General features: G+C 74.0%; 11 protein-coding genes. All 11 read left to right on the top strand.

Annotated features, from left to right (window positions below; all coding sequences use genetic code 11):
• The first annotated feature begins 39 nt into the window (after positions 1 to 39).
• Positions 40 to 1077: an agmatine/peptidylarginine deiminase gene (locus ACFU9E_RS11725; protein WP_380684463.1), complete on the top strand. Its 1038-nt coding sequence runs from the start codon at positions 40 to 42 to the stop codon at positions 1075 to 1077.
• Between the two features lie 28 nt (positions 1078 to 1105).
• Positions 1106 to 2542 carry a M20/M25/M40 family metallo-hydrolase gene (locus tag ACFU9E_RS11720; RefSeq protein WP_380684464.1) on the top strand — a complete coding sequence of 479 codons (1437 nt, stop codon included), beginning with the start codon at positions 1106 to 1108 and terminating at the stop codon, positions 2540 to 2542.
• 344 nt (positions 2543 to 2886) lie between these two features.
• Positions 2887 to 4155: a phosphatidylserine decarboxylase family protein gene (locus tag ACFU9E_RS11715; RefSeq protein ID WP_380684465.1), complete on the top strand. Its 1269-nt coding sequence runs from the start codon at positions 2887 to 2889 to the stop codon at positions 4153 to 4155.
• Between the two features lie 93 nt (positions 4156 to 4248).
• On the top strand, positions 4249 to 5424 hold the full coding sequence (locus tag ACFU9E_RS11710; protein ID WP_380684466.1) for an ADP-ribosyltransferase: 1176 nt from the start codon (positions 4249 to 4251) through the stop codon (positions 5422 to 5424).
• Entirely contained in the window at positions 5417 to 5788 is a 372-nt protein-coding gene (locus tag ACFU9E_RS11705; protein WP_380684467.1) for a DUF6508 domain-containing protein, read from the top strand. Before ACFU9E_RS11710 ends, ACFU9E_RS11705 begins: the two co-directional genes overlap by 8 nt.
• A gap of 171 nt (positions 5789 to 5959) precedes the next feature.
• Complete coding sequence (locus ACFU9E_RS11700) at positions 5960 to 7159, top strand: FAD-dependent oxidoreductase (protein ID WP_380689371.1); 1200 nt, start codon at positions 5960 to 5962, stop codon at positions 7157 to 7159.
• 137 nt (positions 7160 to 7296) lie between these two features.
• Complete coding sequence (locus ACFU9E_RS11695; protein ID WP_380689374.1) at positions 7297 to 8721, top strand: rhodanese-like domain-containing protein; 1425 nt, start codon at positions 7297 to 7299, stop codon at positions 8719 to 8721.
• On the top strand, positions 8718 to 9530 hold the full coding sequence (locus tag ACFU9E_RS11690; protein WP_380689377.1) for a TSUP family transporter: 813 nt from the start codon (positions 8718 to 8720) through the stop codon (positions 9528 to 9530). The genes ACFU9E_RS11695 and ACFU9E_RS11690 overlap by 4 nt, the downstream gene beginning before the upstream one ends.
• Positions 9531 to 9711: 181 nt before the next feature.
• Positions 9712 to 10491 (top strand): GntR family transcriptional regulator, encoded by a 780-nt coding sequence (locus ACFU9E_RS11685; RefSeq protein WP_380687614.1) that lies wholly within the window; start codon positions 9712 to 9714, stop codon positions 10489 to 10491.
• Between the two features lie 416 nt (positions 10492 to 10907).
• Positions 10908 to 13808, top strand: a complete 2901-nt coding sequence (locus ACFU9E_RS11680; protein WP_380687616.1) for a LuxR C-terminal-related transcriptional regulator — start codon at positions 10908 to 10910, stop codon at positions 13806 to 13808.
• A gap of 9 nt (positions 13809 to 13817) precedes the next feature.
• The coding region (locus ACFU9E_RS11675; protein WP_380714935.1) for an AAA family ATPase at positions 13818 to 16227 on the top strand (2410 nt) is incomplete at its 3' end.

Here is a 16227-nt window from a genome sequence, read left to right as displayed (position 1 = left end):
GAGCGTCCATGGGACGCCGCCGAGCGGGACGGAGGAGCGATGAGTGGCCTGGAGAGCAGTGCGTGGCGGATGCCCGCCGAGACCGAGCCGCAGGAGCGCACCTGGATGGCGTGGCCGGTCCAGTGGTACCCGCCGGATTCCGACCCCGACGAGATGCGCGGGGCGTGGGCCAGTGTGGCCAACGCGATCCTGGATCACGGGGGTCAGCCCGTCACGATGCTGGTGACGCAGCAGGAGAAGGCGCAGGCCGAGAAGTGGGTCCCCCGCGCGACGATCACGGTGGTCAGGCACGACGACGGCTGGGCGCGGGACACCGGGCCGACCTTCGTCGTCGACCCCGAAGGCGCGCGGCTGGGCGCGGTGGACTGGGTGTTCAACGCCTGGGGCGCCCAGCCCTGGACCAGGTGGGCCTGGGACGCCCGGGTGGCGACGGCGATCGCCGAGCAGGTCGGCGCCGAGATCATCCCGTCGGAGCTGGTGACCGAAGGGGGCGACATCCACACCGACGGACAGGGGACGTTCCTGGTCTGCGAGACGGTGAAGCTGGACCCGTACCGGAACCTGGGCTGGACCCGGGAACGGGTGGAGGGGGTCTTCGAAGAGATCTTCGGTGAGTGCAAGCTGATCTGGCTGTCCCGGGGTCTGACCGCCGACTACTCGCCGTACGGCACGCGCGGGCACATCGACATCGTCGCGACCTTCACCGCGCCGGGCCAGGTGCTCGTCCACAGCCAGGAGAACAAGGACCATCCCGACTACGAGGTGTCGAACCGCGCCGTGAAGCTGCTGAGCGAGGCCACCGATTTCAAGGGCAAGCCACTGACGGTGACCAGGGTGCCCGCGCCGGCGAGGCTGACGGACGACTCCGGGGAATGGCTCGACTGGAGCTACATCAACCACGTGGTCTGCAACGACGCCATCATCGCGTGCAACTTCGACGACGAGAACGACAAGCAGGCGAACGACATCCTGCAGAAGGCCTACCAACGGGACGTCCACGGCATCGACGCCAGGCCGCTGTTCGAACGCGGCGGCGGCGCCCACTGCATCACCCAGCAGCAGCCGCTGCTGCGGTAGCCGGCCCCGTACCGAGGAGGCGGGAACCATGGGCAACGATGATCTGGCTGTCAAGATCAGCCAGTTGAAGAAGGGACTGATCGACGACCTGACGGAGTTCGTCAAGATCCGGTCGGTCTACAACAAGGACGCCCTGACACCGGTGAAGGACGCTGCCGACTGGTGTCAGAAGAAGCTGACCGACCCGGCCTTCAAGCTGGAGCACGTCCACGTCGAGCAGCTGAACATAGGCGACGTCACCAGGAACGCCCCCCTGGTCCATGCCACGTGCGGACCCGACGGCGACACCGCGGGCCTGCCCACGGTGATGCTGTACGCCCACTACGACGTCGTCGGGGACGGCGGGTGGACCGAGGCGTGGGACCCGAAGCCGATCGACAACGGCACCCGGCTGCAGGGCCGTGGCGCCGCCGACGACAAGTCAGGGGTCATGATGCACCTCGGTGCGCTGCGCGCGTTCGAGGGCAGGCCGCCGGTTCCGCTGAAGATCTTCCTGGAGGGGGAGGAGGAGTCCGGCGACACCCTCGACGGCTTCGTGCAGGACCCCAGGAACAAGGACCTGTTCACCGCCGACGTCATCGTCGTCGCGGACAGCGGCAACCACGAGCTCGGCGAACCGACCTTCACCACCAGCCTGCGCGGCGTCGTGGCGGTGGACGTCACGGTCAGTACGCTCAGGAAGCCCAAGCACAGCGGTGTGTACGGAGGCCCGGCGCCCGACGCCTTCATGGCGCTGGCGCGCATCCTCGCGGCGCTCGTCGACGACCGGGGCGACGTCACCGTGCCCGGCCTGGTCCGGGAACACTGGCAGGGCGAGGAACCCGACGAAGCCGCCTTCCGCGACGAGGCGGGGATGCTGCCGGACGTCCGGCTCATCGGCAGCGACACGCTGGGCAGCCGCCTGTACGACCGGCCGTCCGCCAACGTCGTCGCGCTGAGTGGCCCGCCCTCGTACGACCCGCCCGTCAACCAGCTGACCGCGACGGCGAAAGCCCGGGTGAGCGTGCGCATCGCCCCGCTGGAGCGGCCGGAGGACGCCATCGCGCGCCTGGAGCAGTTCATCTACCGGCCCGACCTCAACCCGTGGAACGCCGACATCACCGTCGAGAAGGCGGACGCCGCTCCGGGCTTCCAGGCGGACACCACCGGGCACGGCTACGCGCTCGCCAAGGAGGCCATGGAGCACGCCTACCCGGGCAAGCGGACCCTGCTCACCGGAGACGGCGGAACGATTCCCCTGGTCACCGAGCTCCAGCAGATCAACCCCGGGGCGACGGTGCTGGTGATCGGCTGCCAGGAACCGCTGTGCAACATCCACTCCTCGCCCGAGAGCGTGGACATCGCCGAGTTCGCCGCGATGACGCTCGCCGAGTGTTACCTGTTGCGGAACGTGGCCCTGCGCCAGGACGAGCAGCCCACCGGCCTGGAGGCCATGGGGCCCACGGCGGTGCCCCTGGCGTCCTAGGTTCCTTCCTCGCGGCGCGGCGCCGACGGCCGGACAGGTCGTGGGCGCTACGCCGTTCGAGTGGCCGGTCAGGTGGCTCCGCACCGTGCACGGGTCGGCGGTGGTGCCGGGACCGGACTGCGCCGCAGGGCGGGCCCGGTGACGCCCAGTGAGCACGTTCCCGCTCCGTCCGGCCCGAACCGGTCCGGCCCTGGCGACCCGTCCGCCTTCGTGCCTACGGTGGAAGTACCGGGGCCCGCCCGTACCCCTGCCGCGTGGGACGCGGCCGGGACCGCGGCCCATGTCCGCCGCGCAGCGGCGATGCCGTCCAGGGCGGTCCCAGACATCCACAGGCGAGGACAATCATGGACTTCTACTCCACCGTGCGCGCGGGCGGATGGCTCCCGTCGGACCACGACGTCCTGCGGACCTGGCTGGACGACCTCATCGGGCGGGTCGAGGAGACGGCCCGCACGGGTGAACCGAAGAAGCTGAAGCCTTCCGTCGCCGCGCTCCGCGACCTGATCGAATCCGACCCGAAGATCTACATGCTGTTCAACGACATGCTGTGGCAGCTGTCCCACCGCGAGACGCCGACCGGTTTCCCCCAGGTGAAGACCGTCGACCAGCTGCTGCAGCTGTTCAACGAGGCCATCGGCACCGCGCCGGAGTACAACGACTCCGGGCTCGTCGGCTTCCCCGTCAACGCGATCCTCAACTGGGCCATGGGCACCCAGGCCGGCTTCGCCGCGTTCCTCGACGACAAGGTGAACGCGCACCTCAAGGCCATGCTCGACGAGTGGAGCGTGTACCTGGCGAGCCCGGACTCGGCCTACGTGCTGGACGCGGAGAAGAACCACTGGTTCAGCGAGGAGGCGCTCGCCGCGCTGGAGAAGTCGGCGGGCGGCAAGTTCGAGGACCTCTACGAGTGCGACCCCAAGCTCCCCCACTACGGGTTCACCTCCTGGGACGACTTCTTCACGAGGAGGTTCAAGCCCGGCGCGCGGCCCGTCGACGAGGACCCGAGGACCCTTGCCAGCGCGGCCGAGTCCGTCCCGTACCGGCTGGCCCACGACGTCCAGGAGCGCAACACGTTCTGGCTCAAGGGCCAGCCGTACGCCCTCGCGTTCCTCCTCGACTCCGCCCACAAGGGCCCCGCCGAGCCGGACCCGGAGACCTTCCACGGGGGCACCGTCTACCAGGCGTTCCTCAGCGCCCTCAACTACCACCGCTGGCACAGCCCCGTCGACGGCACCGTCGTGGCCGTCCGCAACATCCCCGGCACCTACTACTCCCAGACACCCGCGGCGCTGTGCGACGTCGCCGCCCCCGACCTCTCGCAGGGATACATCGCGCACCTCGCCGCCCGCGCGGTGGTCTACATCGAGGCCGCGGAACCGGCCGTCGGGCTGATGGCCTTCGTCGCCATCGGCATGGCGGAGGTGTCCTCGTGCGAGGTCACCGTGGCACCCGGCGACACGGTCGAACGCGGCGAGGAGCTCGGCTCGTTCCACTACGGCGGCTCCACGCACTGCCTGGTGTTCGGACCGGACGTGGACCTCGACTTCATCCCCGACATCCCGGGCAACTCCAACATCCACGTCAACGCCCCGCTCGCGAAGCTGAAGGAGTGAACCGCCCCTGACCTTTCACGACCGTCGTGCCCCGAGCGTCGGGGAGGTGCCTTCCTCCCCGGCGGACCCCGAACAGTTCAAGGTGGACCACCCATGGCCCTGACCAAGATCGACAGTTTCAAGGTCGACCATCCCGACAAGGACGAGCGCACAGTCCAGTTCCTGTGGGGGGACCTGACGAAACTGGCGCCGGCCGACGCGGTCGACGTCCTCGTCGTCTCCTGCCTGCCCGACGACTACACCCCCACGGAGGGGAGCCTGGTGGGCGCGCTCGCCAAGGCGGGCGTCTCCGTCGAAGCGCTGGCGAAGGACAAGGAGAAGGACTACCGGCCCCTGTTGCCCTGTTGGATCTCGAAGCCGGTGACGGCCGCCGGGATCCAGTTCAAGCGGATCCTGGTCTTCGAACCGAAGGACTGGGACGCCGACGCGGGGGTCCCCGTCCGGGCGATCTTCCAGGCACTCGCCTGCTTCTACCCCACCGAGCCGGTACGCGTCGCCACGTCCCTCGTGTGCACCGGAGCGCGCAAGGCGGACCCGAAGGAGGTGCCGTCGGCGCTCACCTGGGCGGCGGCGCACTACGCGTCGTCGAACACCACAAAGGTGTCCACCGTGAAGGTCGTGGCGCTGACCAAGGAACTCGGCGACCAGCTGACGCCCGCGTTCACCGAGATCAAGAACAACTACGACAACGTGTTCGATCTCAAGCTGCCCGCCGACTACGACGTGTACGTCAAGCAGGCGAAAGCGAAGATCGGCAGCATCAAGCTGCCGGCCTCGGTGACCTATCGGCAGGCCGTGGCGGTCAGCATCTACACGACGAACTACTACAAAGCGATCAACTCCGTGCTGTACAAGAAGAAGCCGACCGACCCGGAGTACCGGCAGCTGCTGCCGCTCTTCGAGGCCATCGACTCCGGCCTGTGGAACCTGAAGCTCCACACCGGCACGACCTACCGCGGGGACAACATGAAGGCGGACCGCCTGGCCAAGCACCAGGTGGGTGCGAAGATCCTCAATACCTCGTACACGAGCACGAGCACGGACCGGAAGGTCGCCCAGGGGTTCGCCACCAACGCCCTGCTCGACATCGACGGCCGGACCGGTGCGGAGGTGTGGGACTACTCGGAGTTCCCCAATGAGGAGGAGGTGCTGTTCCCGCGCGACCTCACCTACCAGGTGGACGCCCGCAAGGAGAACCCGAAGGACTTCTGGAACTTCGCGGTCCACGAGATCCTGACCAACTGGTGCGGAGGTTCGAACCATGCCTGAGCTGACACAGGAATCGGCCCGCGAGATCATCGCCCTGTACCGACCTGCGCCGGAGGCCGCCGCGGCGCCCGTCCGGCTGCCGCTGGGCCTGGCCCCCGTCGAGCACTTCGCCGTGGTGGCCTCGGCCCGCGGCCTGGTCGAGGAGGGCTTCGACTGGAAGAACTGGGCTCCGTACCAGGACGGCCGGATCTCCGATCCCGCGTTCATCGCCTCGGCCGACGCCGACACGCTCCGCCGGATCGCCACCGCGCACCTGCGGATCGACCGCTTCGTCGGCGGTCACCTCGAACAGATCGAGGCGGACGGCACCCTGGGCACGGTCGTCAACCGGCTCCAGGCTCTGGTGGAGACCGGCGCGCTGTAGGCGCGTACGGCACCGGGCGCCGGCCGGCCCTCATGGCTCATCGAGGGTCGGCCGGCGCCCTTGCCATGGGCGGACCGTGCCCCGGAGGCAAAATGTACGGACAAATCTTGCGGCTACGACCGCTCGCTCCTAGTTTAATGTCCGTACATTTGGTCAGGCCGGGGAGGCCCCTTGATAACCAAGCATCACCGGATCGTGATCATCGGCGGCGGGACCGCCGGGATCTCGGTCGCGGCCCGGCTCCGTCGGGCCGGCGAGCAGGACGTCGCGGTGCTCGATCCGAGCGAGCGGCACTACTACCAGCCGCTGTGGACGCTGGTCGGCGGCGGACGGGCGCCGCTGGCGGAGAGCATCCGGCCGCAGGCGTCCGTCATGCCGAAGGGCGTGGCGTGGATCCGCCGGGCCGCCGTCGCGATCGATCCCGAGGCGCGGGAGGTGGCGCTGGACGACGGCGGCACGGTCTCCTACGAGCACCTCGTCGTCTGCCCCGGCATCCAGCTCGACTGGGACCGGGTGCCGGGCCTGGAGGCCGGGCTCGGCAGGGACGGACTGTCCAGCAACTACCTGCCGCAGTACGCCCCCGCGACCTGGCGCTTCATCCGTGAGGCCCGCTCCGGCAGCGCGGTGTTCAGCATGCCCACCGGGGCCATCAAGTGCGGCGGCGCCCCGCAGAAGATCGCCTACCTGGCGGCCGACCACTGGCGCAAGGAGGGTGTGCTCGGCCGGATGGACGTCCACCTGGTGATCCCCGGCGCCGCCATCTTCGGCGTCCCGGAGTTCGCCCGGGTGCTCGACGACGTGGTGCGCCGCTACGGCATCAAGGTCCACTACGGGAGCGAGGTCTCCGAGGTGCGCCCCGAGGCCCGCGAGGTGGTCGTCACCGACCTCGGGACCGGGGGCACGACGACCCTGCCGTACGACGTCGCCCACCTGGTACCGCCGCAGAGCGCCCCGGACTGGATCAAGCGCAGCCCGCTCGCCGGTGCCGACGACCCGGCCGGCTACGTCGAGATCGACAAGCACACCATGCGGCACGTCCGCTACCCGAACGTGTGGGCGCTCGGTGACGCCGGCTCCTCGCCGAACTCCAAGACCGGCGCCGCGGTGCGCAAGCAGGCGCCGGTGCTCGTCGAGAACCTGCTCGCCGTGCTCAACGGCCGGGAGCCGAAGGCCTCCTACGACGGCTACGCGTCCTGCCCGCTGACCACCGCGCGCAACAAGATGCTGCTCGCCGAGTTCGACTACAGCGGCCGGCCCACCCCGTCGATCCCGGTGATCAACACCATCCGCGAGCGCACCGACATGTGGCACCTCAAGCGGCGCGGCCTGCCGTTCCTCTACTGGAACCTCATGCTCCGCGGCCTCGCCTGACCCCTGCCGGGCACACCCCGGATCCCGCCTCGCCGCAGCCCGTCGCAGCCCGCCGTCCGGGCCGTGCGGCCATCCCACCCGTGCCCCCGCCCGCAAGGCCGCGGGGCGCACCCACCGTCCACCCTCAGGAGCCTGTGATGCCGAAGCCCGCCGGACCGCTGGTCTTCGTGCAGTTCTACCTGGACTGCCTCTCCCACGCCTCGTACCTCGTCGGTGACCGCACCACCGGCCGGGCCGTCGTGGTCGACCCCCAGCGCGACGTGCACGAGTACCTCGCGACCGCCGAACAGCACGGCCTGACCATCGAGCGGGTCATCGAGACCCACATCCACGCGGACTTCCTCTCCGGTCACCTGGAGCTGGCCGAGCGCACCGGCGCGCGCATCTCCTACGGCTCCGCCGCCGCGCTCGACTTCGACACCGACCCGGTGGCCGACGGCGAGCGCATCGGCCTGGGCGAGGTCGACCTGGAGATCCTGCACACCCCGGGGCACACCCCGGAGTCGATCTGCGTCGTCGTGCGCGAACACGCCGGTGACGACGTCCCGTTCGGCGTGCTCACCGGCGACACGCTGTTCATCGGCGACGTCGGCCGCCCCGATCTGCTCAGCTCGCGCGGCCGGTCCGCCGAGGAGATGGCCCGCCACCTGTACCGGTCCACCCGCGCGCTGCTCACCCTGCCGGACGACACCCGGGTCTACCCCGCGCACGGCGCCGGCTCGGCCTGCGGCAAGAACCTCTCCACCGAGCTGAGCTGCACGATCGGCAACCAGCGCCGCGGCAACTACGCGCTCGCCGAGGTGACCGAGGACGCGTTCGTCGCCGTGGTGACCGCCGGTCAGCCCGCCGCGCCCGCCTACTTCGCGTTCACCTCGGTGCGCAACCGCCAGGCCCGTCCGGTCCTGGACGAGGACACCCCCGTCCCCGCGCTCCCCGCCGAGGAGTTCGTCGCGGCCAGGGCCGGCGGCGCCACCGTGCTGGACACCCGGGAGCCGGAGGCGTTCGCCGCCGCCCACCTGCACGGCGCGGTCAACATCCCGCTCGGCGGCCGGTTCGCCGAACTGGCCGGCCAGGTGCTCGACGCCCAGGACGCCATCATCCTGTGCGGCGACCCGGACACCGTCGTCGAGGCCCGCAACCGGCTGGCCCGGATCGGCTTCGACCGCGTCCTGGGCGCGCTGGCCGGCCCGGTGGACGCCGTCGGCGCCGAGCACCTGACCGCCGCCGGACGGGTGGACGCCGACACCCTCGCCGAGCAACTCGCCGAGGGTGCGGTCGGGTTCGAGCTGCTGGACGTGCGCGGCCCGGGCGAGGTGCGGGAGAAGGGCGGCATCCCCGGCGCCCGGCTCGTCCCGCTGCCCGAACTGCTCGCCCGGCTGGCCGAACTGCCGACCGAGCAGCCGCTGACCGTGATCTGCGCGGGTGGCAACCGCTCCTCGGTGGCCGCGTCCGTGCTGCGGGCCCGCGGCTTCGAGGCGATCGACCTGCGCGGTGGCTTCGCCGCCTGGAACGGTGAGGTCGTCCACCCCGCGGACCTGGCTCCGGACGGCGTCACGGCGTGAGCGTCCTGATCACCGCTCTGCTCTGCGGAGCCGTGGTCGGCGTGGCCCTCGGCGCGCTGGGCGGTGGCGGGGGCGTGCTCGCCGTCCCGGCGCTGGTGTACCTGCTGGGCGTCTCGCCCGCCGAGGCCGGGACCACCAGTCTGGTCATCGTCACCGCCACGTCCGTCACCGCGCTCGCCCGGCACGCCGGTACCGGCACCATCAGCTGGCGCACCGGCGGGCTGTTCGCCGCGGCCGGCGTGCTCCCGGCCGCCGGGGCGGCCGGGCTCGCCCACCGCATCCCGCAGTCGGTGCTGACCTGCGCGTTCGCCGTCCTCGCCGCACTGGCCGCCGCCGCGATGCTGCGCGGCACCCGGGCGGCGCGGCGCACGCCGGCCGAGGACGGGCGGTCCGAGGAGGGGCTTGAGGGCGGCGGGCTCGACGGTGACCGGCGCCCGGGCGGCAGCCACCTGGGCACGCTCGCGGCCGGAGCCGGCCTGGGCGCGGTGACCGGGCTGCTCGGAGTGGGCGGCGGCTTCCTCGCGGTGCCCGCGCTGGTGTCCGTGCTCCGGCTGCCGATGCGCAAGGCGGTGGCCACCAGCCTGGTGGTCGTCCTCGTCAACTCGCTGGTCTCCCTCGCCACCCGGCTGACGGTCACCGGCATCTCGCTCGACCCGGCGGTCTTCGGACCGTTCGTGGGCGCCGCGGTCCTCGGTGCCTGGGACGGCAAGCGACTGGCCGCCAAGCTGTCTGGCGCCGCCCTGCAGCGGGCCTTCGCCGCCGTGCTGCTCGCGGTGGCCGGCTCGATGCTGATCGGCGTGCTCGCCTGACGGATCCCACGACCGCCGCCCGGGACACCCCGCCCCGGGCGGCGGCCACCCCGTCGGCGCCCGCCGGTCCCGGCGGGCGCCGATTTTGTGCTCTCCCCGCAGAGGTACGACCATTCAAGGCGTGTCCCGCACCACCCGATCCCGCACCACCCATCCGATCCCTGACCCCCAGGACGGCGCCGTGACCTCCGAGCCGGGCCCCAGGCCACTGACCCGATCGGCGGGCAACCCGCTCTGGGCGCAGCTGCGCGCCGACCTGCAACGCCGGCTCGACGAGGGCGAGTTCCGCGACGCCTTCCCCGGCGAGCACGACCTCGTCGCCGAGTACCGGGTCAGCCGGCACACCGTGCGCGAGGCCCTGCGCACGCTCCGGGAGGAGGGTGTGGTCAGCGCTCAGCGCGGCCGGGCCTCCCGGTTCACCGCGAGCCGCCCGCTGGAGCAGGACGTCGGCGAGGCGTACAGCCTGTTCCGCGCGGTGGAGGAGGTCGGAGCCGTCCAGCGCAGTGTCGTGCGCGCGCTCGACCAGCGCGCCGACGGCGTCATCGCCGCCCGCCTGGGACTGGAGGAGTCCACGCCGCTGGTCTACCTCGAACGCGTCCGCCTGGCCGACGAGGAGCCGCTCGCCGTGGACCGGGTCTGGCTGCCGGCCGACCTGGCCCGCCCGCTGCTGGACGTGGACTTCACCCGCACCTCGCTCTACGACGAGCTGGAGCGTCACTGCGGCAGCCGGATCGGCGGCGGCTGGGAGCGCATCCGCGCCGTGGTCCCCGGCCGGGGGGAGCGGATCCTGCTCGACTGCCCGCCGGCCACCGCGCTGCTCGCGATCGACCGGCTCGGCCGGGACGCCGGGGGGCGCCCGGTCGAATGGCGGCAGACCCTGGTCCGCGCGGACCGCTTCGCCGTCGCGGCCGCGTTCACCGCACACGACTACCGGCTGGGCGCCCCGGTCCAGACGCCCTGACGGGAACGGGGTGGGAACGGGAAGAGAACGCGGGCGGAGACTGTCGGGGCGGAGGGTAGCGGGTTCGGCTCGTTGGCATGACATGCATAGTGCAGTTCACGCCGTTGTGTCCGATGCTCTTGCCGGTCCCGTTCATGTGGGCCCTCGAAGGACGGTCGTGCACGAACCGGCGCCGTTGGGCTGGCCGCCGGGGTCGTGGCCGAGGTTCCGGCCGCGGTGAACGGCCGGGGTGGCGGTCCGGGTGGGCCGTGCGCCGGAGGGCGGGCTTCGGCCGTCTCTTAGCTCAAAGTTGATCATCAGTCACCGGCGGTGAGGCTAACATCGATTCCGATCGGGTTTGGTCGGCTTCGTCGGGAAAGCCGAAGCCGACCGGATCGCGTCGATCAAACCGGGGGCGGGGATGCAGGGTTTCGGGGATGGGAGACGTCATGGGCGTGCACAACGCCATGGGCCGGCGAACCGAGATACGCGAGATCGATCGAGTCGCTGAACCGGCGGGGCTGCTCAGGCTGGCGGAAGAGGCGCGCGGGGGCGTCGCACGGGCGGTGCTGGTCCGCGGACCGGCCGGGATCGGGCGCAGCCGGCTGCTGGACGCGGTGGCCGGGCGGATGGCGGAGGCCGGGACGACGGTGCGCCGGTCGGCGGGCCCGGCGCCGGGGGCCGGGGTCGGGGCCGGGGTCGGGGAGAACGAGGGGGGCGAGGGGGACCGGGGCGGACGCGGGTACCGGTCCGTTCGCGAACTGTTCGGCATGCGGCCGGACCCCGCAGGGACCACCGCACCGAGGGCCGCCTTCGCGGTCCAGCGCGAGGTCTACGGGCACGCCGTCGAGCTGCTGGCCGCCGGCCCGATGGCGCTCGTCCTGGACGACGCGCAGTGGTGCGACGAGGAGTCACTGCGATGCGTGCACTTCCTGCTGCGCCGCGCGGCCGGGCGTCCGCTGCTGGTGCTGCTCTCCCAGCGCACCGCCGGCGAGGGCCCGGGCGCGGCGATGCTCACCGAGATCCTGGCCGAGGGCTGCTGCGCGCTCCTGGAGCTCGGCCCGCTGAGCGAGGCCGAGACCGGCCGGGCGGTGGCCCGCGCCCTGGGTGGCCTGCCGGACGAGCGGTTCGTCCGGCGCTGCCGGGCGCTGTGCGGCGGGAACCCGCTGCTGCTGGAACGGCTGCTCGGCAGGCTGCGCGCGGCCGGGGTGCGCCCCGACGAGCGCGGGCTGCACCGGCTGCGCGTGCTGGGCGAGGCGGTCGGCGTCGACGCGGCCCGCACCGCGCTGGCCGCCGAGCCGCGCCAGGTGCGCCAGGTGGCCGTGGCGCTGGCCGTCCTCGGCGGCGCCGACCCCGATCTGCTCGGGTCGCTCTGCGGGGTCGGCGGCAGCCGGCTGGCCCTCGCGCTGGACGGGCTGCGGCGCCTCGGGGTGATCGGGCCCGGTCCGGGGGCGCCGATGGCCGAGGCGGTGCGGGCGGCGGTGCTGACCGAGCTGCCGAGCCCGGAGCTGGAGCGGCTGCGCCTGCGCGCGGCCCGGGTGCTCAACGACGCCGGGCGCCCGGCGGCCGAGGTGGCGGACCAGCTGGCCCTGCTGTCCGACCTGCCGGAGCCGTGGATGCTCACCGTGCTGCGTGAGGCGGCCGCCCAGTCGCCCGGCGGGGCGACCGCCCGGGCGGCGGCGCGTTACCTGCGCGGGGCGCTGGCCGCCGAGCTCGGCGGGACCGAGCGCCGCAACGTGCGGATCGAACTGGCCAGGGCCTCGGCCCGGGTGGCGCCGGCCGCCGCCCTGGAACAGCTGCGGCACGCCCTGCGGGAGAGCGACGGGGTGCGGGAGCGGGCGTCGATCGCCCTGGAGTACGGGCGGGCCGCCCTCGGCTCGCGCGACGTCCCCGAGGCGGTCCGGGTGCTCGGCGCGGCGCTCGTCGACCTGCGCCGGCAGCTGGGCGCCGACCCGCTCCCGGCCGACCGGGAGCTGCGGACCTCGCTGGAGTCCGCCCTGCTGGTGGCCGCCGTCAACGGGAGGTCGACGATGGCGCCGGTCGGGGCGCTGGTCGGCGGCTGGCCGGTGCCCCGCGGCGACAGTCCGGCCGAGCGTCAGCTGCTCTCCGGCATGAGCGTGTTCGCCGCGCTGACCGGCCGTCCGGCCCGGCAGGCCGTGGCGCTGGCCCGGCGGGCCCTGCGGGTGGAGGAGACCGTGCCCGCCGGGTGGGAGGCGCTCGCCTCCTCGCTGGTCCTCGGTCTGGCGGACGAGGTCGAGGAGGCCCTGGGGGCGCTGTCCCGCTCGCTGTCCAACGGCATCGCCCTGCACGAGCCCTGGATGCGGCTGTCCGTCCTGGCCGGGCGCGCCCACACCCTGCACGGAGTGGGCGACCTCGCCGGGGCGCAGACGGTCGCCCGCACGGCGGTCGCCCTCGCGGAGCGGGACGACCGGGCCACGGTCTGGCCGCTGCCCGCCGTCGAGCTGGGCAGTGTGCTGCTCTCGCGCGGCGAGGTCGCGGAGGCCGCCGCCGTGCTCGACCGGATCCGCCCGGCCGGCCTGGAACAGCAGATCTGGGAGTGGCACCAGTACCTGTACGTCGGCGGCAGGCTGCGGCGCGCGCTGGGCGACCTCGACGGCGCGGTGGAGCTGTGGCGGCGGTGCGGCCGGAGCCTGGCGGAGGCCGGGGTCGCCAATCCGGTGCTGGCGCCGTGGTGGCTGGCCGCCGCGACCACGCTGGCCGGCCAGGGCCGTACCGCGGCGGCGGCCGGGATCGTCGCCCAGGTCCAGGAGGCGGTGGACGGCTGGGACACCGCGCGCGCCCGCGGGCTCGGCCTGGTGGCCGCGGGCGTGATCGCCACCGGCGCGGCCCGCACCGAGCTGCTCGCCGAGGCCGTGGAGGTGCTCGAACAGTCCCCGGCCCGCCTCGTGCAGGCCGAGGCGCGCTACCGGCTCGGCCGCGAGCTGCTGCTGCGCGACGACCTGCCGGGTGCCCGCCGGCACCTGCGGCAGGCGATCGAGACGGCCACCCGGTGCGGCTACCACCTGCTCAGCGCCGCCGCGCGCCGGCTGCTCGCCGACGCGGGCGGCCGGATGCCGCAGGTCGCCGTCTCCCCGCTCGACACCCTCACCCGCAGCGAGCGGCGGATCGCCACCCTCGTCAGGACCGGCGTCAGCAACCGGGAGATCGCCGAGCAGCTGTTCATCACCCCCCGGACGGTGGAGATGCACCTCACCAACATCTACCGGAAGCTCGACGTGCGGGGCCGGACCGACCTGGTCCCGGCGACGGGATCCGGCGCGGCCCCCAGACATCGCCCGAGGAGCGTGGCGGAGCACGTCCGCGTACCGAGTCGCTAGGGGCGGGCAGTGGCCAAGGGGAGGACCGAAGAAGCGGCGCGCGGGACATCGGCCGGGACCTGCGGGCCGAGCGGGCGGCTGGTCGAGCGGGACCGGGAGCAGCGGCTGCTGGACGACCTGCTCTCCGGGCTGCGGGGCGGGCGCTCGGCGCTGGTCGAGGTGCGGGGCGTGCCCGGTGCCGGACGCAGCGCGCTGCTGCGCCGGGCCGAGGAGCTGGCCGCCGCGGCCGGGGTACGGGTCGCCGGCGCACAGGCGTGCTGGGAGGAGACCGGGGTGCGCCACGCGGTGGCGGCCCAGCTGCACGCGGCGATCGCGCCGCGGGACTCGCCACTGGCGCGGGAGCTGCTGCGGCCCGGCGCGGCGTCGGACGCAGCCGTGTCCGGGCGGCTCTGCCGCGCCTTCCTCGCGGCGGCCCGTGACCGGCCGCTGCTGGTCGTGGTCGACGACGTGCAGTGGGCCGACGTGGAGTCGCTGCGCCTCCTCCAAGCGCTGGCGCGGCGGCTGGCCGGTGCCCCGCTCCTGCTGCTGACCGCGCGCAGCGACGCGCTGCCGCCGGGGCCCGGCGAGCGGATCGAGCTGTGCCCGCTCGCCGACCCGGGAACCGTCGCGGCCCACACCCTCGTGCTCGACCCGCTGTCGGCGGCCGGGGCGGGCGAGCTGCTGGCCAGGGCGCTCGGGGGGCCGGTCGAGCCGGAGCTCGCCGAGGCCGCGGCGCTCGCCGTGGACGGCAATCCCGCCGTGCTGCGGGTGGTCGCCGACCTGCTCGCCCGGCCCGACCGCGACGCCGGGCCGGGCCGGCCGGCGGCGCCCGACCGGGTGGCGCGGCTGCGCGGGTACGCGGCGGAGGCGGTCCGCGACCGTGCGGTCCGCACCCTCGGCGTCCTGCCCGAGGGCGTACTGGACGTGCTGCGGGCGATCGCGGTGTGCGGGCCCGACGGCACCCCGGAGATGATCGCCGCCCTGATGTGGCCGCGGTCGGTGGACACCGCGCGGGCCCTGGAGTTCCTCTCCGGGACCGGCCTGCTGGCGCCGGGGGAGCGTCCGGCGTTCCGGTCCGAGCGGGCCGCCGAGGCCGCGCTGGCCGGCCTCGGCGCCGAGCGGCGCGAGGAACTGTTCGCCCGCGCGGCCGAGTTGGCGAACCGGGCGGCCCTCCCGGACGGCACGCCGGCCGGGATGCTGCTCGGCGCCCGGGTGATCGGCGCACCCTGGGCGGTGGAGGTGCTGCGCCGGGAGGCGGCGCGGCTGCGGGTCGCCGGCGATCAGGAGGCCTCGGTCCGGCTGTTGCGGCGCGCGCTGCGCGAACCCGTGGGCCCGCGGCTGCGGGTGGAGATCCTCACCGAGCTGAGCGTTCTGGTGCTTCCCGCCGCGCCGGAGGGCAGCGACCGCTTCCTGCAGCAGGCGCTGCTCGACCCGGTGGACGCGAGCGCCGGGCCCGCCTGGGTGCGCGCGGCCGACCTGCTGGTGGCCCGGGGCGACTTCGCCTCGGCGGTGCCGCTGATCGCCGGCGTCTGCGCCGTCCCGGGCCTCGGAGGCCGTGCCCGCGCCGGGTTGCGGGCGCTGTTCTGGATCGCCCGGCACGGCCAGGACGGCGCGGTGCGGGAGCCGCACCGCCCGACGGTGGCCGAGCTGCCCCGCCGGCCCGTCGAGCCCGCCGAGGCGGGGGCCGCCGCCTGGCTGGCCGCGCTGCGCGGGCGGGACCTCACCCGGACCAGGGAGCTGGCCCGCGCCGCGCTGTCCCCGGCGGCGCTGGACGGCACGCCGCTGAGCGTCCAGGCGGCGGCCTGCCACGCGCTCGTGCTCACCGAGGACGTGGCCGAGGCACAGCTGGGCCTGGACGCCGTGCTGGCCCGCGCGCACCGCTCCAACGCCCGGGCGGTGGCCGCCCTGGCGCTGCTGATCAAGGCGCTGGCGACGCTGGGCGAGGACCGCGCGGAGGAGGCCTCGGCCCTGCTGGACCGGGCCGAGGAGGTCCTGCCGGCGCGCTGCGCGCACCCGCTGCTGGCCCCGGCACTGCCCGCCCTGCGGACGATGGCGCACCTGGCGCGGGGCGACCTGGCCGGGGCCGAGCGCTCGGCCGCGGCGGCGCGGCCGGAGGACGCCGGGGGCGGCATGGCCCGCGCCTACCTCGCCTATGCCCGGGGCCGGGTGCGGCTGGCCGCGGCGGACGCCGAGGGGGCACTGGGCGACCTGCAGGAGTGCGGGCGGCTGCTGCTCGCCCGGCAGGTGGCCAACCCCGCGCTGCTGCCCTGGCGTTCGGCGGCCGCACGGGCCCGGGCGCTGCTCGCGGACGAGGCCGGGGCGGCCGGACTGATCGCCGAGGAGCGCCGCCTCGCCCTGGTCTGGGGCGCGCCGCGCACGCTCGCGCGGGCGCTGCGGGCCGCGGGTGCCGTCGAGCGGGAGCCGGGCCGGGGCCCCGGCC

The sequence above is a fragment of the Kitasatospora sp. NPDC057595 genome (assembly GCF_042800875.1).
GTDB lineage: Bacteria > Actinomycetota > Actinomycetes > Streptomycetales > Streptomycetaceae > Kitasatospora.
Note: the sequence above shows the minus strand (reverse complement) of the source record. Positions and strands in the feature narration are given on the sequence as shown.